The following is a 25,833-nucleotide window of genomic DNA, read 5'->3' on the forward strand; positions in this document are numbered from 1 at the left end:
GGCTCATCTATGGAGAAGGCGGTGGCAATGAACATTCTGACAAGGGACGAAGGAACGGGGAAGGAGTACGCCAGAATTTTCCGGTTGCTGTCGGCCGCAAAAGATGAGGCCCATAAGCTCAAGCTGCAAAATTTGATGCACTTGACGAACATGGCTCTTCTTCAGGTTGTCATTGACTGGGACGGGATTGATCCGGAGCGGGAGCTCGACGTCAATCTTGAGAAGCTGATCGGCACAAAAACGCAGGTCGCGATGAAAGACGCAGCCGAAAACCTGGTGCTTCTCGACTGCCACTGACGTTCAGGACCGGGAGGACGTTGACGTTTATTCGTCGTCCGTGTGATCCATGCCGGCAATTGCCTGCACAAGCTTTACGATCTTCTTGCGAACCGATTCGCTTTTGATCGACAGGAAGGCGGCATTGAGGAGGACGCCGTCGCGCGAAACGACAAATTCCTCGCTTGGCGACGGGTTGTCATTCGCCATGTTGGCGTTGACTTCCTCGAAAAAGGACCGGACATCGACGTCGAGGGCGCCGGCGATTTCGACAAGCATGCTTGCCGAAACACGATTCGAGCCCTTTTCGTATTTTTGGATTTGCTGAAACGTGACGCCGACCCTGTCACCGAGCTCTGTCTGCGATACTTTCCTCATCAATCGCTTGATGCGGATCGTCTTCCCGACGTGAACATCGACTGCGTGCGGTCCATCTTTCATCGGTGTCTCCTTCGAACGCCGGTTGCTGCGCGACTATAATGCCAGTTATCAACCTAACGGAGATAATTGAACGGATCAATTGTGTTGATACGTTTTTTATCCCGCATAGAGCGGTGAATCCGAACATGGTGAAAACGTCGGCCGGCCCGAAATTCTGACACTACGCGAGCCCCGGTGGCGTTCAGAACCCCTCAAGATCCCCACTACGCGATGCTCCATTGTAATCCGCTTTGAGGCTTTCTCAATGTCGGTTTATTTTCCGGCAAAACAGGCCACTCGGCGGCTCGCACCATGCCCGACCGAGCCACGGACGCGACGCGTCGTGGTGTTTGCTGGGACCTCGACAATTCTCTTCGCGATCGTGAACGCGGCAAAGATAGTCCCTTATTGGCAACTGAGACAGTTTGCCCAGTTCGACGTCAACTTGGCAAGTTGGATCGTTCCGGCCGCGATCATTGGAAGCTTCGTTGGACGCAAGTTGACGAAAGTGGTTCCCGACAAGCTCTTTTTCCGCCTGGTCGAGATTGCCTTGCTCGGATTGTCGATAAAGCTCATTTTGGACTATGTGTCCGCTGCCGGCTGAGCACCGGGGGGTTGGCGCCCGGACCGGGGCTGACCGAACGATTACTCATCCCATGGAATGCGTTCGTGGCCCAAGCAGATTTCATTATTAATGTCGGCCTGGTCGGTCGAGAGAGGGCGACGGATCTTTTATCGCGTCGAGAGGTCCTTCGAGTGCCGTGCGTGGAGGCACGAGTTGCGGCTCAATCATGATGATCTGCGGCTCCGCATCGTCGTCCTCGAGCAAGTCAAACCCCCGATCGAGCATCTCGGAAACGTTTGGCTTGATCATGTAGACGGGGAAGGGAAGGAACGATCCAAAAGGATCGTAATCGAAGCAGCCGACGACGATGTCTCCGAAGGCTTCTCCGTCGTGACGTCCCATGAATCGCAACAGGCCCTCGAAGTTGATTGAGGAATTCACAAAGAAGCAGCGCGGCAGTCGGCCATGTTTTTCGTAAAAGCGCTCGAAAGCGAGGGCGGTCATTCCCGGAGAATATCCGGTTGTCTCTATGTCGTCCTTCGGGACGTCACCGCCGAAAATGGAGTGCTTTACCGCATGGAAGCCGATCACGCGGTCACGGCTTGCGTGGTCGTCGCGCCCGCCGAACAGGAACACGTCCTCGGGCGCGAGCGGCCCCATTCCCTCCGCGTGTCGAATGATAGCTGTCGTCAGGGCCTCCGCGCCCTGCCGGTTGTCCGAAATAATCGATGGTGCGTACTTGCCGGGCAGGTCGATGTTTACGTGCGGCACGCCCGCCCGCAAACAGGCCTGATGAACGCCGTCGGGATCGGTCGCGCCGGCAACGAAGAGAGAATCGATGGAGTATGCGATCAGCGACTCGACGGTGCGTCGTTCCTCCTCAGGATCCCGTCGTCCTGAAACAACCATGGGGACCAGCCCCCGCTGACGCGCCTTCGCTTCGAAGGTCTGAGCCATTGAGGAGAAGAACCGGGTATCATAGACGGGCAGGAGCAGTCCGGTAAGACCGGATCGCGAGCTTCTCAGCGCACGGGCCTGGAGATTTGCCGTGTAGCGGTGTGCTTTAGCGAGCGTCATGATCTTGTCCGCTGTTTCCTCCGAGATCCGCCGCTTGCGCCAGGTGCCGTTCAGAACCGCGCTGACGGTCGAAGGCGACGCGCCGGATACGACAGACAGATCGTAAATCGTTGCTTTCTTTTGCTCTTTTTCCGACATCCGCGAATCTCCTCGCCTCTCGTCACTATTTAGAACAATCGCACCTCTTGACGAAAGGCTTTTTGATGTTATGGTTATTGCACCATCGATTGTGCAAGAAAGCAATAACGATTGTGCAAAACGATGGGCGCTTTGAGGAAGGCGACGAGGGAGGAGGTTCTGTCATGGAGCCGATAACGCTTGGCACACCAGCATGGGGCTCGTGTGGGCGCATCTCCTTTGCCCGCTGTTTGGAGGAGAGAAACCCATGAAGAGAATGCTCGCAATCACGCTCGGCCTCTCGCTGACGCTTCTTGCATCGACTGCATTTGCCGGGCCAAAGATTGGTGTGGTCGTTAAGATTGGCGGCATCCCGTGGTTCAATGCCATGGAGGCCGGCATCAAGGAGCAGAGCGCCAAGCTCGGCGTCGAGGGCTTCATGGTCGGCCCGACCAGCGCCGATCCGGCTCTCCAGGTTCGCGCTATCGAAGACCTGATTGCGCAAAAGGTCGATTACATTGGTGTCGTTCCCAACGACGCCAAGGTCCTTGAGCCGGTGCTGAAGAAGGCCCAGGATGCTGGCATTAAGGTCATTACGCATGAATCACCCAAGCAGGTCGGTGCGAACTGGGACTTCGAACTGGCTTCCGCCAAGGGCTTCGGTGAGGCGCATGGCAAGCTCCTCGCCGAGAAGATGGGTGGCAAGGGCTCGTACGCGGTCTTCGTTGGGTCGTTGACCGTTCCTCTGCACAACGCCTGGGCCGATGCTGCGATTGCTTATATCAAGGCCAACTATCCCGACATGAAGCTGGTAGGCGACCGCTACGGTGTAGCTGAAGATGTCGACAAGAGCCGTTCGACCGCTCTCGACCTGATGGCAGCGAACGCCGATCTCAAGGGCTTCCTCGCATTCGGCTCGCAAGGTCCGATTGGTGCGGGCCGCGCTGTTGAAGAGCGCCGCAAGGACGGAAAGGTCTTTGTGATCGGGCCGTTCTCGCCAGGACAGGGTGCGAAGCTCATCAAGTCGGGTGCTCTGACCGGCGGGTTCATGTGGAATCCCAAGCAGGCCGGTGAGGTCTTCGTGACGCTCGCTGATCGCATTTCCAAGGGGCAGGAGCCGAAAGCCGGCGATGACATAGAGGGTCTCGGCAAGATCACTCCAGAAGGAAATACAATCATCGTTGATCAGCTCTTGGCCATCAACAAGGAAAGCATCGACAAGTTGGTTGGCATGGGCCTCTAACCTCCCGAGGCCTCAGCCTGGGGTCGCGAGGAGCTCGCTCCACGCGACCCACTCCTTAAGATTTACTGGTACCTGCGGACCCCGCCGAGCGGGCGGCTGATCAGGGAGATATGCCATGAGCGCTATACCGCTCCTTTCACTCAAGAATATCAAAGTCACGTTTGGCGGTGTGCGGGCTCTGAAAGGGGTCTCGTTCGAGGTCAATCCCGGCGAGGTCCACTGCCTTGCAGGAGAAAACGGGTGCGGCAAGAGCACGCTGATCAAGGTCATAACCGGCGTCTATAAACCGCAGGATGGTGCGGAGTTCTTCTTCGACGGCCAGCCGGTCACAGCGATGACACCGACGCTGGCGCAGTCACTTGGCATTCAGGTCATCTGGCAGGACCTGGCGCTCTTCCCGGAGATGACGGTCGCCGAAAACATCGGGTTTCAGTACGCGGTCAATGGCAAATACGGCCTCGTCGACAAGCGGAAGATTGAAGACGCGGCCGAAAGGGCGCTTGCCCGGCTCGGCGTTACGATCGACCCCGACCTGCCACTCAAGGAGCTGCCAATTGCGCAACGCCAGATCGTCGCCATTGCGCGAGCACTTGTCGGCGAAGCTCGCCTTGTGTTTATGGATGAGCCGACTGCGTCGCTGACGCAATCCGAAACCGACTATCTGATCGACATCGTTCGCAACCTGTCGGCATCCGGCGTCGCGGTCGTGTTCGTCTCGCATCGCCTCGCCGAAGTCCTGGAGATTTCCGATCGGATGACGGTGCTCCGCGATGGTGCGCTGGTTGGCGTTTACCCCGTCGAAGGCATGACCCAGTCGCGCGTGACGGAACTCATGACGGGTCGCAACTTCGACAACATCGTCATCGCCAACGATCACGATGAAGATCCAGTCGTGCTCTCCGTGCGTGGACTTACACGAGCGAAAGAGTTCGAGAACATCTCATTTGACCTGCGGCGCGGTGAAACGCTCGGAATTACAGGCCTCCTTGGGGCGGGTCGCACAGAGCTGGCGCTTACGATCTTCGGAATGCATCGGCCGCAAGCCGGTGAGATCAGCATCGAGGGCGAGCGCGTCAGTTTCGGGTCTAATCGGGACGCCATTCGTGCTGGTGTTGCTTACCTGTCCGAAGACCGGCTGTCACTCGGCCTAAACCAGCCGCAATCGATTGCCGACAACCTTGTCATGGCATCCCTCGACAAGCTTATGTCGGGCGGGATGATCTCTCCGACGAAGAAGGCAAGCGTCGTCGACCATTGGATCAAGGCGCTCGGCGTCAAGATCGGTACGCCTGATGATCCCATACGGACGCTTTCAGGTGGCAACCAGCAGCGCGTTGCGATTGCCAAGTGGCTGGCCATCGATCCCAAAATCCTGATCCTCGACGCCCCGACGGTGGGCGTCGACGTCGGGGCCAGGGCAGGCATCTTCGAGATCGTACACAAGCTGGCGGCCCAGGGTCTAGCCATCATCCTGATCTCCGACGAACCACCGGAGGTCTATTTCAACGCCGACCGCATCATTCACATGGTGGAAGGCAAGATTCACGCGACCTACGACCCGCGAAGCGTATCGCTCGCCGAACTGGAGGCTTCCGTCTATGCGTAGGCTGATCCTTGGACACACAACCGAGTTGACGCTTCTTGCGGTCATGATCGTGCTTTGCTTCGGTCTGTCCTTTGCGACGGACCGGTTTCTGACGATCTCCAACGCGTTTGATGTGCTGAACGTTTCGGCCGTCAACATTATCTTCGCCGTCGGACTTCTCGTCGTCCTGATCTCAGGCGGGATCGACATTTCTTTCGCCGTCGCTGCATCCGTCGTGCAGTATGTCACCGCTCTCGCGCTCGGCGCGTTGGGCGGCGGCAACTGGGCCGAAGGGTTCATCATCGCCGGAGCGATCGGTATCGGCCTCGGCCTGATCAACGCGGCACTCGTCTACCGCCTCCATATCATCTCGATTGTTGCGACAATCTCGACCTTCAACATCTTCTTCGGTCTCCTGATGTTCTTCACCAAGGGCGTCTCGATCTACGACCTGCCCGAATGGCTGACGACGCGCGTGGTGTTTTTCGAACGCGAGATGGCCGACGGGTCTTGGGTGGAGCTTACCCTGCCTGTCGTCGTCATGGTCCTCTGCTGTGTAGCGACCTGGTTTATGATTTCGCGCACCACCGTTGGGCGGCAGCTCTACGCATTTGGCGACAATCCGGAGGGAGCGCGCCGCTTCGGCATTAATATCGGAACCATGCATTACATTTCGTTCGGCTGGCTCGGTCTGATGGCCGGTATCGGTGGATTGATGCAGGCCCACTACGCCGAGGAGGTCGTTCCGAACGCGCTTTACGGTCGTGAACTCGACGTCCTTGCCGCAACGGTTCTCGGCGGCGCGCGGCTCGGGGGCGGCAAGGGGTCGGTCATCGGATGCGTTCTCGGGGTGCTGATGGTGTCCGTTACCCAGAACGGGTTGAACCTGATGGGCGTCTCGCCATTCGCATTCAAGATGATCGTCGGCGCGATCATTCTTGCCGCCATAACGCTTTCTTCCGCACGGATCGACAAGCTTCTGCCATTCCTTGCCAAGGGCGGCACCAGAAGGGGGAGCACCCACTCATGAAAGCCATAGCTCAAAGGTTCAATGCCACCTTCGGCGCGGATATGACAGGTCCGGCCATCGCCTTCCTGGCGGTGATGGTCATCTTCGGTCTTGCAGCAAACAATTTTATCTCCGCTGCAACGTTTGGCTCGGTTGCTTTCCAGTTACCGGAACTCGGCCTGCTGACGCTTGCGATGCTGCTGCCGCTTTTGACCGGCGGCATCAATCTGTCCGTGACATTCACCGCCAATCTGTCGGGTCTTGCCGCAGCGTGGGTGATGCAAACGTACGGTGGTGTCGATGCGTCGCCGTCTGCCTTTCTTCTTGGCGTCATCGCGGCTCTTGTCACTGGCGCTGCAGCGGGTCTGATGACGGGTGCTGCTATTGCCTACACACGTGCGCATCCAATCCTCGTGACGCTGTCGATGATGATCTTCCTGCGCGGCCTGGGCGAATTCCTCACGCGTGGCGGCGACGTGTCCGGCTTTCCGACCTTCATTGCTCCGATCGGGCACGGACAGATATTCGGGTTCCCGATTCCCCTCCTGATCTTCATCGTGTGCGTCGGTCTGTGGCAGCTCCTGCTCACACGTTTCAAGCTCGGTTTTGGCCTCCTGATGATCGGTTCGAACATCGACGCGGCGCGCTACTCCGGTCTCAATACCCGTCGCATTCTGGTGCTGGTCTATACCTTGTCCGGAGTGATGTGTGCTGTCGCCGGCGTAATCATGCTTGCCCGGTTCAATTCGGTTCGCGTCGGTCACGGTGAATCCTACCTGCTGATTACCGTTCTTGCGGCGTTCCTGGGTGGGATCAACCCCTTTGGTGGGTTCGGGCGGGTCTTGCCGGTCTTCGTCGCACTCATCGTGCTCCAGCTTCTGTCCTCGGGTCTCAATTTGATGGGGGCCAACCAACATCTCGCAACGGCTTTATGGGGCGTTTTGATGATCGTCGTCATGGCTGCGCGAACCATAGCTTCGGCCTACATGGCCGCACGTAGAAGGAAGGGTTGAACGGTGCAGGGTTTTGGAATTCACGCAAGCATGTGGACAATGAATTGGGACCGCGCAGGTGCGGAGCGGGCCATTGCCGGGGCGAAGAAGTACCAGCTCGGATTTATCGAAATCCCGCTGGTTGATGCATCCTCGGTAGACGCCGCGCACACTCGTGCGCTCCTCGAGACAAACAGGATCAAAGCCGCATGCTCACTCGTGCTGCCCGAGGCGGCGTGGGCATCACGACAACCCGATGCGGCGATCCGCCACTTGGAAACAGCAATCGACAAGACCGCCGAAATGGGCGCCGAGGCGCTCACCGGCGTAACCTTTGGCGGCACCAATGAACGAACGGGCTCGCTGCCAACCCAGGCCGAATACGACAACCTTACCCGTGCCCTCGAGGCGGCTGCGAGACGGGCCAGGTCCAAGGGTATTGAGCTCGGCGTCGAGGCCGTAAATCGATACGAAAACCATCTCGTCAATACCGCCGAGCAAGCCGTAGCGCTGGTCGAGCGGATCGGCATGGACAACGTCTTCGTCCACCTGGACACGTTCCACATGAATATCGAGGAGAAGGGGGCCGCCAACGGCATTCTCGCAGCTCGTGATCACCTCAAGTACATGCACATGTCGGAGAGCGATCGTGGAACGCCGGGCGCAGGCAACGTCCCCTGGGATTCGATCTTCGTCGCCCTTTCGGCAATCGGCTTCAAAGGGGCACTGGTGCTGGAGAGCTTTGTCAGCATGCCGACGGAGATGGCCGGCGACATATCGACATGGCGTCCGGTGGCCCGCGACGTGGAGGAAGTCATGGGGAGCGGTCTCTCGTTCCTGCGTGGCAAGGCCGCTCAATACGGGTGGCGGGATTTCGGGGCCTAGGCCGTGGTCTGTCTGGCGGATGGCAAAGGAGGAACTCCTTGAGCAAGATTGATGCAAACGCGCGTGAGATCGCGAAAGTCGCCGTTCAGCGCCTATCTGAAAATGGTGGCAGAAGAGTCCTGATTGCCATTGCAGGTGCACCCGGGTCGGGAAAATCCACTCTCGCGGAAAAGGTCGTTCACGATCTCAAGACCGAGTACGCTGTCAGGCCCGCTTTGTTTCCGATGGATGGCTATCACTATGATGACGCCGTGCTGGAGCAGATGGGCCGGCGGCCCTACAAGGGAGCCATCGACACATTCGACACGCATGGGTTCCGTCGGATGCTCGAGCGGATCAAGGCAAACGAAGATGACGTCATTGCCGTCCCGGTTTTCGATCGCATGATCGAAATCGCCCGTGCTGGGGGAAGCCTGATCCCGCAATCGGTGGACATCATCGTCTGCGAAGGGAACTACCTCCTCTCCCGCCAGGCCCCCTGGGACAGGTTGAAACCGATTTTCGACTTCACTGTCTTTGTGGACGTCAGCGAGGACAATCTGCGAAAAAGGCTCCAGGATCGCTGGCTTTCCTTCGGGCTCGATCCAAGGGAAATCGATCGCAAGGTCGAAGAGAACGATTTGCCGAATGGCCTTGCCATCATCTCGGGAAGCGCTGAGCCCGACCGACGCATCGACAACAATTAATTCTCCAAGTCGGAACGAAGCCTTTCGCTTCGCCGCCTTTCGCCACCGGGTCGCTTTACCGTCTTCGTCGGTTCCGTCGCCCTGTCAGGCACCATCGTTCGTATCTGTCCGACAAAGCGTCGGCAGGAAATGCAAGTTGAAACCTCAAGGAGGCTCCTATGAAACATGGCATCTACTACTCTTACTGGGAACATGAGTGGAGCGCAAAGTTTGGCCCGTACATTGAAAAGGTCGCGAAACTTGGTTTCGACGTTATCGAAGTCGCGGCGCATCATATCAATGAATACAGTGATGCTGACCTCGCGATCATCAGGCAGAGCGCGATAGATAACAACATCATCCTGACTGCAGGTATTGGTCCTTCCAAGAGCAAAAACCTGTCGTCGTCCGACAGTGCAGTCAGGGAAGCCGGCAAGGCATTTTTCAAGCAGACGCTCGCCAATGTGGCCAAGCTTGATATCAAGACGATCGGCGGCGCACTGCATTCGTACTGGCCGGTCGATTATACGCAACCGGTCGACAAGGTCGGCGATCGGGCCCGCGGTGTCGAAGGCATACACAGCATTGCAGACTTTGCGAACGACCTCGGCATAAACCTTTGCATCGAGGTGTTGAACCGGTTCGAGAACCACGTTCTGAACACCGCCACTGAAGGCGTTGCCTTCGTGAAGGACGTCGGCAAGTCGAACGTCAAGGTGATGCTTGACACCTTCCACATGAACATCGAGGAAGACAGTTTCGGCGACGCCATCCGCACCGCCGGTCCGCTGCTAGGTCATTTCCACACTGGGGAAAGTAATCGCCGTGTACCTGGGAAGGGCAGAATACCCTGGCACGAGATCGGCCTCGCGCTCCGTGAGATCAACTACACCGGTGCGGTCGTGATGGAACCGTTCGTCAAGACCGGCGGCACGATTGGCTCTGACATTCGTGTTTGGCGTGATCTGACAGATGGCGCAGGCGAAGCCAGGATGGATGACGATGCGCGTAATTCTCTGGCATTTTCCCGGTTTGTGCTCGGGGGGTGATCCAGGGCCACTTCGGCCAGTGTTCATTGCCCCAGTTGCATGAAGAACATTGGTCGCGGTCGACACATGGCACGAAATGCGCTGATACCGCCGCGACCGTAAACGGGTCGATGCAGTGATCAAGAGCGTTGCTCGAAGTGCTCTGGTGCGGTTCTGAGGTATGCCGCCCGTGCGCGTCCCTGATAGGCTTTGAAAGCAGGAGATCGCCAGTTGGAGCGCACGGTCAATTGCGTGCTCCCCTTTGCGCGGACCGGGGAAAACGGTGTTGACCCGTCTTCTGTCATGTTACGGTATCTGGGATCCTCGCCGCTCCCGCGACTGCGTGCCGCTGTGTGCTAAGCAAGCCTTCTGACCAAACCGCAAGTATGGCGGCGATAGCCATTAGCCGAGCTGGTTCACCGGACGCAAAACATGTCGTCGCGATCCCGCCGGTCCCGACGGAAAACGACCCAAACGGTATCGATCCAACCGCTGTTTCCAGTGTGCTTCTGAACGGTCGACGTGCCGCACATGCCAGCCGAAAGTCCGATCGCAATCCAAATAACGGAGGCGTAATTCAAGTTTTCATCCTGCCGTATATCCGGGATGGTGCTACGAGCGGAGATGGAACCCAGTTCAAAAATCGCCGGCAGTCGAGTGCTTTTTTTAATTGGCGTGGAGGCGTAAAGAAGATCCCTTTCCCCGAATACCTGGTCGTCGTTTCAGCATGTCATCGGTTTACGGTTTCGACTGCGGGGCGTGACCGAAATCGCGAGCGAACGGGCGCAGGAAAATGAAAGCAAGCAGGTGAGGAATGCTCTAAGTTCGGACCTTGCGACGTTAAAAGGAATGCTCGTTCGCCTGGGCCCAACAATCCGATTTGCAAAGGGTCATCCATCGATCCGCAGCGTGATCCAGGAACCTATGCCTGCGGACGCAGCTGACAGCACTGTGCCCCACATCACGTCTACAATTGTCAACGTCGTCGACCAGTTCTTCAGCGTGGACTGATTGGTCAAGTCGTAGGTTGCATAGGCGGTGAAACCGACAATGGCGCCGTAGAGTGCGGCCGTAGCCGGGGAACCGGACATCAAGCCTGTCCTGACGGCAAGAATTGTAAGTCCGGCCGCATAGATCAGATAGAATGCGACAGCCGGAACGAGCCGGAAGTCCGGCGTCAGCGTGTCACCCAAGGTCGGCCGATACAGTCGATTGGCCATGCTGCTCAGCCAGAGAAAGTCGATCGCGACAAAGACGATCAAAGTGGCGAGATAGGCAACGAAGTACATCTTCACTTTGCTCTCCTTTGTCCGCGCGCACTCGAAGCATGTTCGATCGTGTAAAGCCCGACATCGATGCACTCCTCCTCGAAACCCGCCTCGCAGTAGCAGAGATAATAGTTCCAAAGGCGTCGGAACCGCTCGTCGAAGCCTTGCTTCGCAATGGCTGGCCAATGCGCTTGAAAGCGCGACCGCCATTCCGACAGTGTCCGAGCATAGGATTTCCCGAAATGCTCAATCTCCGTGAGTTTTAGTCCCGCGGAGGACACCGCTGCTTCGAGCGCCTTGTCCGAAGGCAGGAATCCGCCCGGGAAGATATATTTCTGGATGAAGTCGATGCCGCGGCGATAGGCCTCGAACCGGCCTTCCTCGATGGAGATGATTTGCAGCACTGCACGACCGTCATTTTTCATGCAGCGTTTCAAGGCTTCGAAGTAGCTTGCCCAATAGGCTTCGCCGACAGCTTCGAACATCTCGATTGACACAATGCGATCGAACTGGCCCTCTACATCGCGGTAGTCCTTCAACTGCAGATCGATCTGGCGAGCCTTGTTGCCTTTATTCACCGCGTCTTTCGCCCAAACCAGTTGCGACGGTGAAAGGGTCACGCCGACGACCTCGGCATTCGATCTGGTTGCAAGTTCAAGGGCAAGCGCGCCCCAGCCGCATCCCAGTTCGAGCACGCTTTCGCCGCCCTTGAGCGCAAGCTTCTCTTGAATCCGGTCGAGGTGTTTCTGCTGGGCGGCTTCGAGGCTTAGCGTCGCATTGTCAAAGATCGCGGAGGAATACAGCATCGTCTCATCAAGCCATTCCCTGTAGAAATCGTTGCCGAGATCGTAATGGGCCTTGATGTTGCGTCGACTTCCATTTTTCGTATTGGCATTCAGGAGATGGCGGGTTCTGTTGATAAGCCGCATTAAGACGTTGCCGTCGATCGCCCTCGCTAGGGCATCCCTGTTGCGTGATGCGAGCCGAATGACCGCCGTCAGGTCAGGCGTCGTCCAGTCTTCCTCAATAAACCCTTCGGCAAAGCCGATACTGCCAGCCGTGACGAGGCGGCGAAGCATTCGCCAGTTCCGCATGACGATTGTTGCATCGGGACCGGGTCTGGTACCGGACTTTTCGACAACGATACCGGACGGTAGCATGATCCTCAGGCGCCCAGAATGAAGATTCCCGATCAGACGTCCCAAAAGCCGGCCTCCGAAGCCTAGTTCGTCGCAATGAGCCGGCAGCGGACGTGGCAAATGAGAGAAATCGTCAAACTGACTCATGAAACTCGATCTTTCGATGCTGTGCGCTTTCCTCGATGCGGTCGTTGCGGACCAAGGAAACGGAATGTTTCGGCGGCTTCGGACGCACACGCAGGCGAACACCCTTCAGCCAGATTTTTATCGCTTCCCAATGGATGCCGCCGATAACCCGAAGCGTCAGTAAGGGAGTGGCGAAGAATGTCTTCAGCAGGGCGGCGTCTGTCAGTTCGGTCCGCTGTGCCAGATGTCGAGCCGTCAGCAGCAGCCCTTCCTCGTCCAATGCACCGATACTGATTAAAATCTTGTCCGAAGGAGGCAGAACACGGAATTCGTAACGAAGGTTCATATCCATGAACGGCGAGACGTAGAATGCCTTGTCACAATGCTGGACGATCTCCGCCCCGTCGGGTGTTTCCACAGGGATCATATAGCCGTGGCGCTCCCCGAACGTATTGTCCACCTCCCAGAGGATCGCCCTCAGCGCCCCATCCTTGCCGTAGCAGAAGAACGCGCTCAACGGATTGAAGGCCCAACCCAAAAGCCGCGGCATGGTCAGCAGGCGAATGGAACCGCCATCCGGCTCGACGCCTGCCGCCAACATACTGCGCTCCACCTGCTTCTTGAGGTCGGAACCGGAGCGATCGCCGCGATCCTTGCGGTAAAACGAAAAGACGTTGAAGCGATCGACGGAAAATAGCCTCAGCCCCCGGTCGAGGGCCTCAAGTTCGTCGAGATCGATGAGAAGTGAATAGATGTGATAGGTCAGCCGGTGCTGTTTTGGCTTTAGCCGCTTATGCGTCACCTTCCCGGGAAAAAGTGCCGACTGGAGCTTGGCCGTCATGCCGGCACCTCCAGACTTGAGGAAAGTTCCACCGGCCTTGCCAACGGCCTGCGAACGATGCGGCCGCTTTCCTGCGGGACCGTCCAAGGGCGTCGCACGCCACCAAGATCCTCGGCAACGGCAAGCCCGGCTTGAATACCATCCTCATGGAAGCCGGAGCCGAAATGCGCGCCGCAGAACCACGTATTGCGTTGGCCCTGTAGCGACCAGATCTCATGCTGCGCCCGGTCGGTATCAAGGTCGAATACCGGATGGTCGTAGGTCTCGCGGCGAATGACGGTCCCATCGCACGGCTCGCGGCGTGGGTTGAGCGTCACAAAAGTCGGCGGTGCTGCTCCCAAAGGCTGCAGCCTGTTCATCCAATAGGTGATCGACGGTCGCGTAGGGCCCTCTCGTGTCTCGGAGACATAGTTCCAACTAGACCAGGCAGCGCGCCGCTTCGGCATCAGGCTGGCATCCCCGTGCAGCACCGCCTCGTTCTGCGAATAACGAAAGACACCAAGAATTCGTCGCTCGTCACAAGTCGCATCGGCCAGCATGCGAAGCGCCTGATCCGCATGCGTTGCGATCACGACATGATCGAAGACGTGCATCTCGCCACGGGCGTCCCGGATCTCGACAGATCCGGGCAGACGACGTATTGCGCCCACCGCTGTTGAACGCAGGATGCGATCGGCGAACGGGCGGGTCAGCCTGGTCACGTATTCCCGACTGCCGCCTTTCACAGTGCGCCAGGCAGGACGATCGTGCAGGTCGAGGAGCCCGTGATTGTGGCAAAACTTCACGAAGCCGGCGGCTGGATACGCACCAACCTGCATGGCGGGGGTCGACCAGATCGCCGCTGCCATCGGATAAAGGTGATCATCGCGGAATGCTCGACCATAGCCGTTGTGGGTGAGGTAATCGTCGAGAGAAATGCCTCCCATCATTGCTAGATCACGCGGCGCACAACGATAGAACCGCAAGAGATCCCGTATCATCGACCAGAAACGCGGTCTGACGAAATTGGATTTCTGGGCAAAAAGACCGAGGCCTTTGCCACCGGAATATTCGAAGGTGCCGTCGTTTAGCGAGACAGCGAATGACATATTGGAGGCCGCGGTTGGCACGTCGAGCGCACGGAAGAGTGCGGTCAGATTGGGATATGTAACCTCGTTATAGACGATGAAGCCGGTATCGACTGTAGTCGCAATACCGCGACGTTCGAATTCGACGGTATTGCAATGACCGCCGATGCGATCGGCAGCTTCAAACACCGTTATGTCGTGGCGTTGCGACAGGAGCCAAGCCGCCGACAGACCAGAAATACCACTGCCGATTACGGCGATATTCAGACGTTTTTCGCCCGTACTCCGATGGTGAAACGACATGTGCAGTCCTCTTGGTTCGGCCCGTCTCCGGCCCTTGGCCAGCCTTTTCCTCAACCGCATGTACGAGAGCAACTTCCGCTTAGTTTGGTTGGGAGAGAAAATTTTTCAGTCAGGTTTTTTGTCAACGCGAGCTTGAATCGTGCCTCGCCGTGGCTGCATTTCCACGGAACAAGTCACAAGGCGCGGTGAACGGTTCGCCTCTTGGCGGCCGGATGTCGCTGGGCACGGGTACTCCCGCAAGTCGTCAATCTGAGATCCAGCCGGACGGCCTGTGGCGTGGAGGGCATTAGGGAATGGAGCAATGCGTGCTAGCGACATACCGATCTGTCGAACGGAAAAGTAAAGAAGCCGCTTGAGCGGGATGATCAAAATTAATAGCACAACGTGCGCAACATGCCTTCGTAGTTCGGCTTTTTGCTACAGTCTTGCGCCGATGCTGTGATGGCGCCACGCCTCGGAACCGTGGTTGCCCCGCCTTTTGTTTCAATTGAGCTGCATCCAACCGCGATCAGGGCCGTGGCCTCGATCAGCGCTCCGACAAGGAGAAGCCGCGCAAGCGTTTGAGATCCCTTGCAATCACGTTGATCTACGACAACGTCGCACCTCAAGCTGCAGGAATGTTCTATCATGACGCGCCTCGGATCTTGGAACTTAATTTTTTTCGTAAGAGCGGCTCTATCGCACCCTTTGATGTTTCTTGAAGCGTTGTGGCGGTGGAAGGGACGTATGAGTTTCACCTCAACTTTCACCCGAACCGAATTGGCTAGTTCCGTAACTTCGCGGCAGTTCACATCATCTCACGCACTCATGGTCGGGCATGGTCGGGACATCTCTCGTCCATGTTTACGCATGGAGAGCGATTTAGATCAGTCCAAAGCACTTGCTCCCCGGGATAGAAGTCTTGTCACGGTCAGCAGCCTGATGGCTGCCTGAAATGTCGCCCAGATCAAATTTCATCTCGGCAAGGCGATGGACAGCGGATTGACGGCGGCAGAGACTGGCGAAATTGTGGCCCATGTTGCCTTTTATGCGGGTTGGCCCGCCGCGTTTTCAGCCGCTCCGGTGGTTGGCGAAGTATTGAAGGGCCAAGGCCGGTAAACCGACGCATCTTGTTGCGCGGACGCAAAAGGCGGAAAGGGAGTGCCATGCCGCATATCGTTGTAGAGATGATCAAGGGCCGGACAGAGGGCCACAAGAAGTAACTGGCGGCACAGCTCAGCAAAGCCGTGATGTCGGTCTTGGGAAACGATGAAGGATCGGTGTCGGTGGCGATCGAACACGTTGCTCCAGCTCGCTGGGACCAGGACGGTTTCATCCCTGAAATCAAGGGTAGGAAGCACACGCTGTATCAGACGCCGGGCTACGCATCGGTCAATTGAGGCTCCGTCATACCCGTCCATCCAATTGCGCGGGGCCGCATCCCTCGGGCCAGAACAACGCAGGTCGGCGTTTGGACAGATTTTTCTGCGGGCAGGCGCCCGGCTCGTTCACGCGCTGCTTTACGAGCCGACCTGCGCTGGTCGGCGGGGTGGAGTGGCCGGGCACTCAAAGTAACCTGGGCGTTCAGCCAAAACTGTCGAGAGCCGCTAACACTAAAGAGGCGGGGCATTCTGCTCCAAATAGAATTATGATGGTAGATAATGCTTTGCGGCGGCTGATCGGTGACGGCCAGCAAAAAAAGAACCCCGCGTTGCTTGCGGGGTTTGGAGATGAACATCGAAATGCGCCCAAAAGCCAGAGCGCAGTCGAACTGTATCCAACGGTTTGCAAGCCTTCAAGCCTTTGTTCAACTCGTTCTGATGTCGTGCGTAACGTCGTCTCCAGCGAATCCGTCTCCGTCGCATTCAACGGTCGATCCGATCCGGACGTCCCGCTAGGCCGTGCCAGGTTTATGATCTCCTGCATTTTGACCGCCCTAGCAGCATGGAACCTATCTACGCCGCCAACTCGTTCAGACGAACGCAGGGAGCTGGCGGCCGTTCCGAGGATCGAAGGTGACGAACGTCAACTGGGAACAAGGATGCATAAACGCATAAGGCGCGGTCTGCTATCGGGCATTCCCGAAAATCGCTTGATATAGTGGACGCAGGTCACACTGCGGAAAAGAAACCCCGCAGTCTCGGGTGCGGGGTCGGAATTGTGCTTCCAGGGGTTTCAATTCTGAAGCGTGCGGGAAACGGTCGATATCGGGCCTTTGTTCCTGCGCATGCGCAAAAAGTTTCCACCTGAAGGAACGGTGGACGATCATCGGACTGAAGGTAGGTTTGAGAGTGGTTGACCCAGTGGGCCTTCCACGCCGGTGCGACTGTATGGAAGACAAGCGTCTCTGGAAACGCAAAGGCCCCGCCGGAGAACAAGCGGGCCATGCTGAAAGGGAAACAACGGTGACGTGCAAACCCTCCCTTTCGACGGTTCCAACAACGGTCGTTGGCTATTGCTCAGAGCATTGCCGGGCCTCCTTCGGCTTCACAATGCACAGTCCCGACGGCTGAACCCTCCCGTCACCGCCGTTTGCCCAGCAGGGGAAGTGAAATGCATCGAGCGCTCAATGGAAAAATGCCCCGCCTGAAACAAAAAAGCGGGCAGTTCAAGCGGCAGTTTCTGGAATGACGGGGAAGTGCGACCCCGCTCTTCCTGGGGCCGAACAATACACGTGCCCTTTTGTTCCAGGGATCCATGGCGCTCGGAGTTGCGTAGTCAAATGGCGGCGGACAAGCTCAGTATGACGCCGGTCGCCGTATTGAGCAGCACGAAGTGGTTATCGACCCTGACCCACTCTTGTCCGATGCCCGGTTCGTGCAAACCAAAACGGTGATAGTCCTTCACGCTGCTGTACCAGCGCCAATTTTGCATTGGGCGGCCTTTGTCCAGCCGGTACCCCCATTCGTCTGGCTCACGCCGTTGTTCTGCTTGTGAGTGGGAGACTGCCAGCATCATGCCGGCAATTGCGAAAGCGACAGGCTTCATAAGATATCCTCGTTCATTGGACGAGGGCAGCTAAGAGGCCATGCGGTTAACAGAGGCTTAATTTCGGGATGATGGTTTACAGTCACAGCACCTTCATCCCGGTTGTCTCCGAGTCGCCGGATCATGTCGGACTGATTTGCTGCAAAGGCGCATTGACGACCTCAACAAACTGACCGCGTTCCAGCCTCATCTCTTGCAAATGACAGAGAGCCTCATGAGCGCGGAGCGGACCGCGGACATCAAAACGCGGCTGTGTTCGAGCGTTGACTTTGATTCACGTGTGTGTTCAATGGTTTGGCGGGAGAGGATCAATTTTTGGCCATTGCGACAGACGTCATTTCGCAACTCGTTCGCGCCGCGAACGAGGTCGATAAGATTCAGCCTGACGAGTTCAGTGGGCTGATCTATCGGTCGATTGTTGTTATCCGGGACCTCCGCGAATCTGTCGGCATCCCAGGAAGCGGCACGCGGAGCGACGCCATTGTCTTGCTTTGGGCGCTTGCAAGGTCGGCACCCAGTCGAAGCAGGAGTGAACTTGGCGAGGCACTCCTCCAAGCCGCCGACATGATCCGCACGCTGCACATTGTCGCCGACAGCGGCGTCGCGATAGATCTAAAGGTCATGGAACACGTGGACTGAACAGTCCTTACAACAACTGGGTATAGGAATGTGAGCGCCCTTGGTATTGTCGACGAGGAAATGTATCTGCGGGCATCCGTCTCGTCCATTCTTTCGAAGGCAACGTCCCGTGCTCGTCTCGGGCCGCTGACTGGCAAATTTGTGGTTTGTCGATCTGCCCGGTGCTTTCCGACAGAATCTGGTTATGTCAGAAATTGCAGCAGCTGAAGAGATGGATTCGTAAGCCAGTGACGATCGGGTTTGCCCACGCCGAATTGATCGCCGTCCTTGTTGCCGTTACAGGCACCGAGCCACGTGTCATGACCATTCGCGCCGGCGAGGCATTGCCATCGGGGCCCTTCGAGATGGGTCATAGAACCTTGCAAAGCGGGTTGCGTGAATGGGTTCAGGACCAGACCGGCCATCCGGTCGGCTATCTGGAGCAGCTCTACACCTTCGCTGACCGCGACAGGAACAATGAGATCCTTGGCGGCAGGACGATTTCGATAAGCTACCTGGGCCTTGTGCATGAAGAGGCCGCTCGGGGTGGTGGTCGGCCTGGCTGGCAGGGCTGGTACAGCTATTTTCCCTGGGAGGACCGGCGGTCAGGGCGACCAGCCGACACGGATCGTATCGAAGCTCGTCTGACGGCATGGGCCGAGCGGGATCCGCACCGGCAACAGGACCGAATGCGTCGAGCACGTTTTGCCTTCGGGTTCGGCGGCGCGCGGTGGAATGAGGATCTTGTCTTGCAGCGGTACGAGCTCCTCTATGAAGCGGGTCTGGTCGCGGAGTCGGGTAGGGAGATGGATGCCAACGCCGGTCGGACAATGTTTGCCGATCATCGGCGTATCCTCGCAACGGCGATTGCGAGGTTGCGGGCAAAGATCAAGTATCGCCCCGTCGTCTTTGAGCTCATGCCCGAGAGCTTCACTTTGCTGCAATTGCAACGCAGCGTCGAGGCTCTCGCCGGGCTGACGCTCCATAAGCAGAACTTCCGGCGATTGATCGAACAGCAGGACCTTGTCGAGGAAACTGGCGAGAGGATGAGCGAAACGGGCGGCCGGCCCGCGAAACTTTTCCGTTATCGCCATGCTGTGCGTGAAGAGCGCGAGCTGTCCGGATCCAGGCTTCCCATTTCACGCGGTTGACATATGCTCATAAGGAGAATATCTATTGCGTCCACGATATACTCACAGAGAGTATAAATTGGAGCATGCCATGAATCGCAACGTTTCCGCGTCCTCCCTTTATGAGCGCGTCCAGCGTGTTATTCCGAAAGCAGAGTGGATGTCGTTCGAAGACGACGTCGAGGCGATCCTCGATCTCAAGCGAAAACGCAACGCGGTCATCCTTGCTCACAACTATCAGACACCCGAGATTTTCCATGGTGTAGCCGACATCGTTGGCGATAGTCTCGCTCTTGCGCGCAAGGCCATCGACGTCGAGGCCGACGTGATCGTGCTGGCCGGCGTGCATTTCATGGCCGAGACAGCCAAGCTCCTCAACCCGGGCAAGACCGTCCTCATTCCGGATATGGGAGCTGGCTGTTCGCTTGCTGACTCGATCACGCCCGAGGACGTGGCGCTTTTGCGCAAGGCACATCCAGGCGTGCCTATCATTACCTACGTAAACACCTCGGCGGCCGTGAAGGCCGCGTCCGACATTTGTTGCACGTCGGGTAATGCGAAGCAGGTGGTTGAATCGCTCGGCGTACCGCGCGTGCTGATGATCCCAGATGAATATCTCGCTCGCAACGTCGCGCGTGAAACGGATGTCGAGGTGCTCGCCTGGCACGGTCACTGTGAGGTCCACGAGCTGTTTACGGCAGACGATGTCAGGCAACTTCGTGAAAACCACCCGGGCGTGACGGTTTTGGCACATCCGGAATGTCCGCCCGATGTCGTCGCGGCCGCCGATTTTGCGGGGTCAACTGCGGTCATGTCGGACTTCGTCGGACAGCGGCGCCCGGCTCGCGTTGTGCTGCTGACGGAATGCTCCATGAGCGACAATGTTTCCGTCCATCATCCTGATGTCGAATTCATTCGCCCTTGCAATCTTTGCCCGCACATGAAGCGGATCACCTTGGCGAACATCCGCACAGCCCTCGAGCAGAATCGCCACGAGGTCACTGTCGACCCGGAAGTAGCCGTCGCTGCAAGGCGGGCCGTTGAGCGGATGCTCGCCATATGATCGGGCGGTTCGACGATTTGAACGGCAAGGTCGTCGTCGTCGGAAGCGGCCTTGCCGGCCTCATGACAACCCTTACGCTTTCGCCGCAACCGGTCGTGCTCGTCACCCGTGGGGCAATCGGAGAACACACATCAAGCGCCTGGGCGCAGGGCGGGATCGCTGCAAGTCTAGGTAGGGATGACGGGGCCGATCTGCATCTCGTTGATACGCTCGCGGCCGGTGACGGCCTCTGCAATCCCTTAGTTGCCGCTGATATTGTCGCCGAGGGTCCGGCGGTCATTGCTAGTCTGGAGCGGGCAGGTGTCACGTTCGACCGGGACAGCTTAGGGCACCTGGTGCTAGGGCTCGAAGCAGCTCACTCCCGTCGCCGCATCGTGCATGCTTCCGGAGACGGATCAGGTGCGGCCGTCGTCGCCGCACTTCTTGAGGCCGTTGCGGCAACGCCCTCGATCACCGTTCTTGATGGGACCGAGCTGCGCTCCCTTCTGACATGTGATGGGACCGTCAGCGGCGTGGTCGTGTCCAGGGCTTCGCAGCTCACGGCCATCGCGACCAACCGGGTGGTGTTGGCGACGGGCGGGATTGGAGGCCTTTACGACTCCACGACCAATCCGGTCAGCAACTTCGGTCAGGGCATTGCATTGGCTGCGAGGGCCGGCGCAGTGCTTGCCGATATGGAATTCGTACAGTTTCATCCGACAGGACTCGATTCGGCGCGGCGTCCGCTTGCCCTTGTGAGTGAGGCGGTTCGGGGCGAGGGAGCAATCCTCCTCAACGACCGGGGAGAGCGCTTCATGTCGGGTATTGCTGGGGCGGAACTTGCGCCACGCGACGTCGTCGCGCGTGCCATCAGTGCCGAGCTGTCAAAGGGGCGAGGCGTCTTCCTCGATGCTCGTGGGGCACTTGGCAATCGGTTCGCCACCCGCTTCCCGACCATCGATGCGCTATGCCGCGAGGCAGGCATAAACCCGGGCTCTGACATTATCCCCGTTCGCCCGGCCGTTCACTACCACATGGGCGGAATTGCAACCGATGCGAGGGGCCGGAGCTCGGTTTCGGGACTTTGGGTTGTCGGGGAGGCCGCGTCAACGGGTCTCCACGGAGCCAACCGTCTGGCAAGCAATTCCTTGCTCGAAGCCGCCGTCCTCGGCGTACGGGCCGCGCAAGATCTCAGCGGCACCGTCGAAGGGGCCATTCGACGGGTTCGATCGATGCCTCCTTCGCAGGCGCCGGACGCGTCTGCTGTAAGGGGTACCGTTTCGGCTAACCTCGGCGTCCTGCGCAACGCGGCCTCCCTTCGGACGGCGATTTCCACGCTGTTGCCGATCGCCGAAGGCACAACTTTAACAGCCGATCCGGCTATTGTCGCCCTGGCGATCGCCGTCTTCGCGATGCTTCGCGAGGAAAGCCGTGGCGCGCATGCTCGAACAGACTTTCCATCAAAGCTGCCGGCTGCAACCCGCCGGTTCATGACGCTCGCGGACATTCTTGATGCCGCGCATGCCAATATCCAGTCTTTTGCCAGGAGTGCCTGACATGTCCCTTGCTCCCTTGCCTCGTATTGTCATCGAACCGATGGTGCGCGCCGCGCTTATTGAAGATCTTGGGCTTGCCGGCGACGTTACGTCGGCTGCGGTCATCCCTGCGGACCACCAGTCGTCGTTCCTCATGGTCGCGCGGCAGCCCGGGACAATAGCTGGTCTTGATGCTGCGGAACTCGCGTTCCAGCTCGTCGATCCGACGATTGCAGTGACGCGGGAGGTGGAGGACGGTCGTCGGGTAAGTCCCGGTGATACGATCGCGACGATCAGCGGGCCGTCGCGCGGCATCCTGACCGGCGAGCGCACGGCGCTCAATTTTCTGGGGCATCTGTCAGGCATCGCGACGGTGACGGCGAACCTCGTTGACGCCGTTGCCGGGACAAAGGCGTCGATAGCATGCACCCGCAAGACGACGCCGGGGTTGCGCGCGCTGGAGAAGTACGCAGTTCGTGCCGGCGGCGGAATGAACCACCGTTTCGCCCTCCATGATGCCGTCCTCATCAAGGACAATCACGTTGCGATCGCAGGAGGTGTCGTCAACGCAATTCGACGCGCCCGCGCCGGCGTCGGCCACATGGTCAAGATCGAGGTCGAAGTTGATACGCTGGATCAGCTGCGCGAGGCCATGGAGGAGGGTGTCGATGCTGTCCTGCTCGACAACATGACGCCGTCACAACTCCGCGAAGCCGTTTCGATCATCGATGGGCGTGCCATTGCGGAAGCATCGGGGAGGGTTACGCCCGAAACCGTAGCGATGATCGCATCCTCGGGAATCGATCTTGTATCGGTCGGTTGGTGTACCCATAGCGCGCCGACGCTTGATATCGGACTGGATGCTCCACCCCAACAACTGAGCGGGCGACTGTCAAACGGGACGTCGGCGAGGGGATTCGCAGCCCTGTCCCTTACCTGTCGTCGGTAGGCAAGTTGACTGCAGGCCCATCCGCGAAGGGCCGCGACACTGACGACGCTGCCGCCGCTTCTGGGAAAGGCACGATCTGGCGGCGAGGACCGTGCGGTGGCGTTCGGAGATCCCGACTGTCAGCCGTGCTAGGATGAGGGCATGACCGTTGACGAAGACAAGATCGATGATGCTGTCCTGGCGCTCATGTGGCTCACCCTTCATGATGAACGGCGCGCGTGGAAGAGCTTCGACTGGGCGGTGACCGATCGCCTCTACAGGAAAGGATTGATCCACGATCCCGTAAACAAGTCGAAATCGGTATTCCTGACAGAGGAAGGGCTGGAGCGCTCGAGAGAATTGTTTCGGTTAATGTTCATGCGGAATCCGGAATAGCATCGGAGCCATTTCCTCAACGGCCCTTGCACGAGATATGCGGGCAGCTTCATCGGATGCTTGGAATACCTCCGGTCCTCGTCTATATTTCGAACAAAGATCTATAAGTATCTGAAAAGTTTTCGATAATGTGACTTGTTTGAAAGTCAGTGCGCGCCGCGATATCTCCGAGGGGCTTGATGCACTGATTGCACGATGACTTATTTGTCGGACGGGCAAAACTGCCTATTGCGAAACCGTGGGGTGCCACCGCATCTCTAGCGTAGACAGCGAAGAGAGGTCCTTCATTGCAGCTAAATCTGGTTGCCTCCCTACCCATGTATGACTGGCCCGAGGTCCGGGAAGAGACCAATGCACAATGGGAGCGACTTCGCGAGTCTCTTCGCTCGCGCGGCGTGACGGCGCCTGACCATCTTGCCCGAACCAACGGCGACCTTCCTCCGGTGCCGGGAGGCATCCTGGATGAGGCCGGCAAGGTCATCGCTTCCGATCCGGCAAATCTTCCCGCGGACGATCTCGATTTGAAAGGGCTCTGGTTACATCCCGGGCTTTTCCTCGCACAGGCATGCTGGGGACCGCTGGAGCGCGGTGTTGCGGATCATGTTCAGATCGTTGGTCAGCCGAGCTACGAAGGTATCGAGGGAGGTTGCGGTCCGTTCTACTCAAGCGCAATCATCATGCGTCGGGATGGACAAGACATATTGGTGTCGCCGGATGGTATCGCCCAAATTCCGATGAGTAAGCTGCGCGGACGCAGGCTTGCATTTAACGATCTCAGCTCCATGTCAGGCCTCCAAGCCCTGCTGTCTGACCTCGAGGCGATGGGAGAAACCATCGAGATCTTCTCTCAGCGCGTCCAGACAGGCAGTCACCGCCAGTCGATCGTAGCTATCGCCGAGGGGGGCGCAGATGTCGCTGCTATTGACTGCAAGACGCTTCTTCTGGCGAAGCGGTTTGAACCAGCGGCACGGGACGTCCAGGTCGTGGGATGGACGAAACCGCGTAAGGGACTGCCGTTCATTACCTCCCGGCACACTTCGGCGGAGGTTGTTGCATTGATGAGGGCGGTACTTGCACAGCTCGGATTGTGTGTCGACCCTGAGAGGAACCTCCCGTTTTAATCCGGCTAGACCAGAATTGGCCCGTGCAGCCCGATTTTCAACAGAACGTTTGAAAAGCCGGCGCGTTGATCGACCCCTCCGAGGTCGCGGACGCGATCTTCTTTATGCTCGCCAGGCCCCGTAACGTCACAATCCGTGACGTCGTGGTCCTGCCGAGCGCATTCGATATTTGAGGATGGATACCGGGGGACTGATGTATCATTCGTTTGGCTGCGATCAGTTACGCGACTGACAGCAGCCTCCGGTTCAAAGCAAGCCAAGTTGCACCACGCTCCGAGGAAAGAACGAAAAAAGGGCCGACGGAAAAACCGCCACCCATAATCTGTGAAGGTCAAAAACCTCCAGAGGTGAACAGCTGCTGCGGCGGAACTGGGAGGAAAGCCGCCATGTGCATCAGCCCTGATCGTTATGCCGCTTTTTTTTGACCATTTGGAAAAAAGTTTTGTGCAGAGCGGCTATGCAGTGGCCGCGGTGCTCGCTCAGGCAATAATCATTGCTGCCTTTGCGGGCCGCCCCGGCTGTTGCCGCCACAGTGTAACGTCAACGCAGAGATCTAAGGCGCGGTAGCCAGCGACGATCCCGATCACCGCGAGCCCCGGTCAGTTTCGGAAACCCGAGTTTGCTCCAATGGATGTGGTTCGATTGCTTCGGGCGGGGTGTCGAGCGTCTGCGGGCGGCACGAAAAGACCGTCTTCCATATACAACTACGGCTGTTCTTCGAAGGTTTTACCTGTTCGTGCCTCCAGTCGATACCGGTTGCCGGGGTAGATAAGGCGAGCAGTGGAGACAACCTGTCGCCCGGACCATGTGCGGCGGCGAATTGCCAGGCACGGTTCGTTCTTAAGGATTGTCAACAGTTTGCATTCCCAGGATTGCGGCATTGCCGCCTCGACAATGTGTTCGGATCCGCTGAGTGGTGCAGCTGTGGTCAGATAGGCGTTGGGCGTCAGTGACTTGAAGTCCTGAGCCAGGTAGTCGGGCGCTGCTGCCGGGTTTACGAAGCGGTCCTCGATCTGGACTGGGACGCCGTTTTCGCTGTGCACGATCAGGGAGTGGAACACGGGTGCCCCGATATCGAGCTCGAGAGCGTCGGCTGTCTCCGGAGAGGCGGTTTCCCGCGCCAAAATTACCACGGATGCCTCGTGGGTATGGCCTCGCTCGGTGATTTCCTCGGCGATGTTACGAACTTCGAAGAGGGCGGAATAACCCTTGCGCTCAGCGACGAATGAGCCAACGCCCTGGATGCGGACAAGCTCGCCTTCACTAGCAAGCTCGCGCAGGGCGCGGTTGGCTGTCATCTTGCTTACGCCGAGTTCCGTCACGAGCTCGTTTTCGGAAGGGACGCGGTGCTTTGGGGGCCATTCGCCGCTATGGATGCGGTCGAGGATCATCTGCTTGACGCCGGCGTAGAGCGGTGCGGTATCGTTGTCCCGCTTCATCTCGCTTTGACGCTTCATTGGCTATTCCTTTCGCAGCGGCGGAATCCGCTC

25 protein-coding genes and 2 pseudogenes are annotated in these 25,833 nt (G+C 58.1%); 19 read left to right on the plus strand and 8 right to left on the minus strand.

Annotated elements, in window-relative coordinates; all coding sequences use genetic code 11:
- Positions 1-27 precede the first annotated feature (27 nt).
- Positions 28-297, plus strand: coding sequence for a hypothetical protein (locus FHX16_RS23080; RefSeq protein WP_183759096.1), 270 nt, complete (start codon positions 28-30; stop codon positions 295-297).
- Between the two features lie 27 nt (positions 298-324).
- Here FHX16_RS23080 and FHX16_RS23085 read toward each other — a convergent pair whose 3' ends face one another.
- On the minus strand, positions 325-717 hold the full coding sequence (locus FHX16_RS23085; RefSeq protein WP_183759086.1) for a helix-turn-helix domain-containing protein: 393 nt from the start codon (positions 715-717) through the stop codon (positions 325-327).
- 244 nt (positions 718-961) lie between these two features.
- Between FHX16_RS23085 and FHX16_RS23090 the strand changes: the two genes are divergently transcribed.
- Positions 962-1,300 (plus strand): sulfite exporter TauE/SafE family protein, encoded by a 339-nt coding sequence (locus FHX16_RS23090; protein ID WP_259130591.1) that lies wholly within the window; start codon positions 962-964, stop codon positions 1,298-1,300.
- Between the two features lie 87 nt (positions 1,301-1,387).
- On the opposite strand, the gene FHX16_RS23095 is transcribed toward FHX16_RS23090, so the two are convergent.
- Complete coding sequence (locus tag FHX16_RS23095) at positions 1,388-2,476, minus strand: LacI family DNA-binding transcriptional regulator (RefSeq protein ID WP_183759088.1); 1,089 nt, start codon at positions 2,474-2,476, stop codon at positions 1,388-1,390.
- Positions 2,477-2,723: 247 nt separating this feature from the next.
- On the opposite strand from FHX16_RS23095, the gene FHX16_RS23100 reads away from it, so the two are divergent.
- The 7 genes from FHX16_RS23100 (at position 2,724) to FHX16_RS23130 (ending at position 9,883) form a co-directional block, all read left to right on the plus strand.
- Positions 2,724-3,698 (plus strand): substrate-binding domain-containing protein, encoded by a 975-nt coding sequence (locus tag FHX16_RS23100; RefSeq protein ID WP_028827899.1) that lies wholly within the window; start codon positions 2,724-2,726, stop codon positions 3,696-3,698.
- Positions 3,699-3,813: 115 nt separating this feature from the next.
- Positions 3,814-5,304 carry a sugar ABC transporter ATP-binding protein gene (locus FHX16_RS23105; protein ID WP_183864089.1) on the plus strand — a complete coding sequence of 497 codons (1,491 nt, stop codon included), beginning with the start codon at positions 3,814-3,816 and terminating at the stop codon, positions 5,302-5,304.
- Complete coding sequence (locus FHX16_RS23110) at positions 5,297-6,313, plus strand: ABC transporter permease (protein WP_183864090.1); 1,017 nt, start codon at positions 5,297-5,299, stop codon at positions 6,311-6,313. Before FHX16_RS23105 ends, FHX16_RS23110 begins: the two co-directional genes overlap by 8 nt.
- A complete protein-coding gene (locus FHX16_RS23115; protein ID WP_183759091.1) occupies positions 6,310-7,305 on the plus strand; it encodes an ABC transporter permease in 996 nt (331 codons plus the stop codon). The genes FHX16_RS23110 and FHX16_RS23115 overlap by 4 nt, the downstream gene beginning before the upstream one ends.
- Before the next feature lie 3 nt (positions 7,306-7,308).
- On the plus strand, positions 7,309-8,169 hold the full coding sequence (locus tag FHX16_RS23120) for a sugar phosphate isomerase/epimerase (protein WP_183864091.1): 861 nt from the start codon (positions 7,309-7,311) through the stop codon (positions 8,167-8,169).
- 38 nt (positions 8,170-8,207) lie between these two features.
- The gene (locus tag FHX16_RS23125) at positions 8,208-8,855 is read left to right on the plus strand and encodes a nucleoside/nucleotide kinase family protein (protein WP_183864092.1); all 648 of its coding nucleotides are present in this window, start codon (positions 8,208-8,210) and stop codon (positions 8,853-8,855) included.
- Positions 8,856-9,013: 158 nt separating this feature from the next.
- Positions 9,014-9,883: a sugar phosphate isomerase/epimerase family protein gene (locus FHX16_RS23130; RefSeq protein WP_259130596.1), complete on the plus strand. Its 870-nt coding sequence runs from the start codon at positions 9,014-9,016 to the stop codon at positions 9,881-9,883.
- Positions 9,884-10,752: 869 nt separating this feature from the next.
- Here the strand turns inward: FHX16_RS23130 and FHX16_RS23135 are convergent.
- Genes FHX16_RS23135 through FHX16_RS23150 form a run of 4 tightly spaced genes read right to left on the minus strand, consistent with a single transcriptional unit; the run spans position 10,753 to position 14,606 of the window.
- The gene (locus tag FHX16_RS23135) at positions 10,753-11,157 is read right to left on the minus strand and encodes a DUF2177 family protein (protein WP_183759192.1); all 405 of its coding nucleotides are present in this window, start codon (positions 11,155-11,157) and stop codon (positions 10,753-10,755) included.
- A complete protein-coding gene (locus FHX16_RS23140) occupies positions 11,154-12,416 on the minus strand; it encodes a cyclopropane-fatty-acyl-phospholipid synthase family protein (RefSeq protein ID WP_183759191.1) in 1,263 nt (420 codons plus the stop codon). The genes FHX16_RS23135 and FHX16_RS23140 overlap by 4 nt, the downstream gene beginning before the upstream one ends.
- On the minus strand, positions 12,403-13,236 hold the full coding sequence (locus FHX16_RS23145; protein WP_183864094.1) for a DUF1365 domain-containing protein: 834 nt from the start codon (positions 13,234-13,236) through the stop codon (positions 12,403-12,405). The genes FHX16_RS23140 and FHX16_RS23145 overlap by 14 nt, the downstream gene beginning before the upstream one ends.
- Positions 13,233-14,606 carry an NAD(P)/FAD-dependent oxidoreductase gene (locus FHX16_RS23150; RefSeq protein WP_183864095.1) on the minus strand — a complete coding sequence of 458 codons (1,374 nt, stop codon included), beginning with the start codon at positions 14,604-14,606 and terminating at the stop codon, positions 13,233-13,235. The genes FHX16_RS23145 and FHX16_RS23150 overlap by 4 nt, the downstream gene beginning before the upstream one ends.
- 858 nt (positions 14,607-15,464) lie before the next feature.
- On the opposite strand from FHX16_RS23150, the pseudogene FHX16_RS23155 reads away from it, so the two are divergent.
- Positions 15,465-15,704, plus strand: a pseudogene (locus FHX16_RS23155) (carboxymuconolactone decarboxylase family protein); the annotation flags it as partial.
- Positions 15,705-15,835: 131 nt separating this feature from the next.
- The gene (locus tag FHX16_RS23160) at positions 15,836-15,985 is read left to right on the plus strand and encodes a hypothetical protein (protein ID WP_183864097.1); all 150 of its coding nucleotides are present in this window, start codon (positions 15,836-15,838) and stop codon (positions 15,983-15,985) included.
- A 1,318-nt stretch (positions 15,986-17,303) separates the two neighbouring features.
- On the opposite strand, the gene FHX16_RS23165 is transcribed toward FHX16_RS23160, so the two are convergent.
- Positions 17,304-17,573 carry an RcnB family protein gene (locus tag FHX16_RS23165; RefSeq protein WP_183759187.1) on the minus strand — a complete coding sequence of 90 codons (270 nt, stop codon included), beginning with the start codon at positions 17,571-17,573 and terminating at the stop codon, positions 17,304-17,306.
- A gap of 315 nt (positions 17,574-17,888) precedes the next feature.
- Between FHX16_RS23165 and FHX16_RS23170 the strand changes: the two genes are divergently transcribed.
- From FHX16_RS23170 to FHX16_RS23205, 8 genes and pseudogenes are all read left to right on the plus strand, one after another.
- Positions 17,889-18,212, plus strand: a complete 324-nt coding sequence (locus FHX16_RS23170; protein ID WP_183759186.1) for a hypothetical protein — start codon at positions 17,889-17,891, stop codon at positions 18,210-18,212.
- A gap of 227 nt (positions 18,213-18,439) precedes the next feature.
- A complete protein-coding gene (locus FHX16_RS23175) occupies positions 18,440-19,342 on the plus strand; it encodes an NrtR DNA-binding winged helix domain-containing protein (RefSeq protein ID WP_259130599.1) in 903 nt (300 codons plus the stop codon).
- A gap of 70 nt (positions 19,343-19,412) precedes the next feature.
- Complete coding sequence (gene nadA / locus FHX16_RS23180) at positions 19,413-20,384, plus strand: quinolinate synthase NadA (RefSeq protein ID WP_183759184.1); 972 nt, start codon at positions 19,413-19,415, stop codon at positions 20,382-20,384.
- Entirely contained in the window at positions 20,381-21,919 is a 1,539-nt protein-coding gene (locus tag FHX16_RS23185; protein ID WP_259130603.1) for an L-aspartate oxidase, read from the plus strand. Before nadA ends, FHX16_RS23185 begins: the two co-directional genes overlap by 4 nt.
- A gap of 1 nt (position 21,920) precedes the next feature.
- Entirely contained in the window at positions 21,921-22,847 is a 927-nt protein-coding gene (gene nadC / locus FHX16_RS23190; RefSeq protein WP_405049314.1) for a carboxylating nicotinate-nucleotide diphosphorylase, read from the plus strand.
- Positions 22,848-22,988: 141 nt separating this feature from the next.
- Positions 22,989-23,222, plus strand: a complete 234-nt coding sequence (locus FHX16_RS23195; RefSeq protein ID WP_183759182.1) for a DUF6429 family protein — start codon at positions 22,989-22,991, stop codon at positions 23,220-23,222.
- Positions 23,223-23,539: 317 nt separating this feature from the next.
- The gene (locus FHX16_RS23200) at positions 23,540-24,343 is read left to right on the plus strand and encodes a phosphate/phosphite/phosphonate ABC transporter substrate-binding protein (RefSeq protein WP_183864108.1); all 804 of its coding nucleotides are present in this window, start codon (positions 23,540-23,542) and stop codon (positions 24,341-24,343) included.
- A gap of 53 nt (positions 24,344-24,396) precedes the next feature.
- Positions 24,397-24,516, plus strand: a pseudogene (locus FHX16_RS23205) (glucose dehydrogenase); the annotation flags it as partial.
- 531 nt (positions 24,517-25,047) lie between these two features.
- Here FHX16_RS23205 and hutC read toward each other — a convergent pair.
- On the minus strand, positions 25,048-25,800 hold the full coding sequence (gene hutC / locus FHX16_RS23210) for a histidine utilization repressor (protein ID WP_183759181.1): 753 nt from the start codon (positions 25,798-25,800) through the stop codon (positions 25,048-25,050).
- Positions 25,801-25,833 lie beyond the last annotated feature (33 nt).

Origin of the sequence: Rhizobium sp. BK661 (assembly GCF_024808825.1) — a bacterium.
GTDB lineage: Bacteria > Pseudomonadota > Alphaproteobacteria > Rhizobiales > Rhizobiaceae > Rhizobium.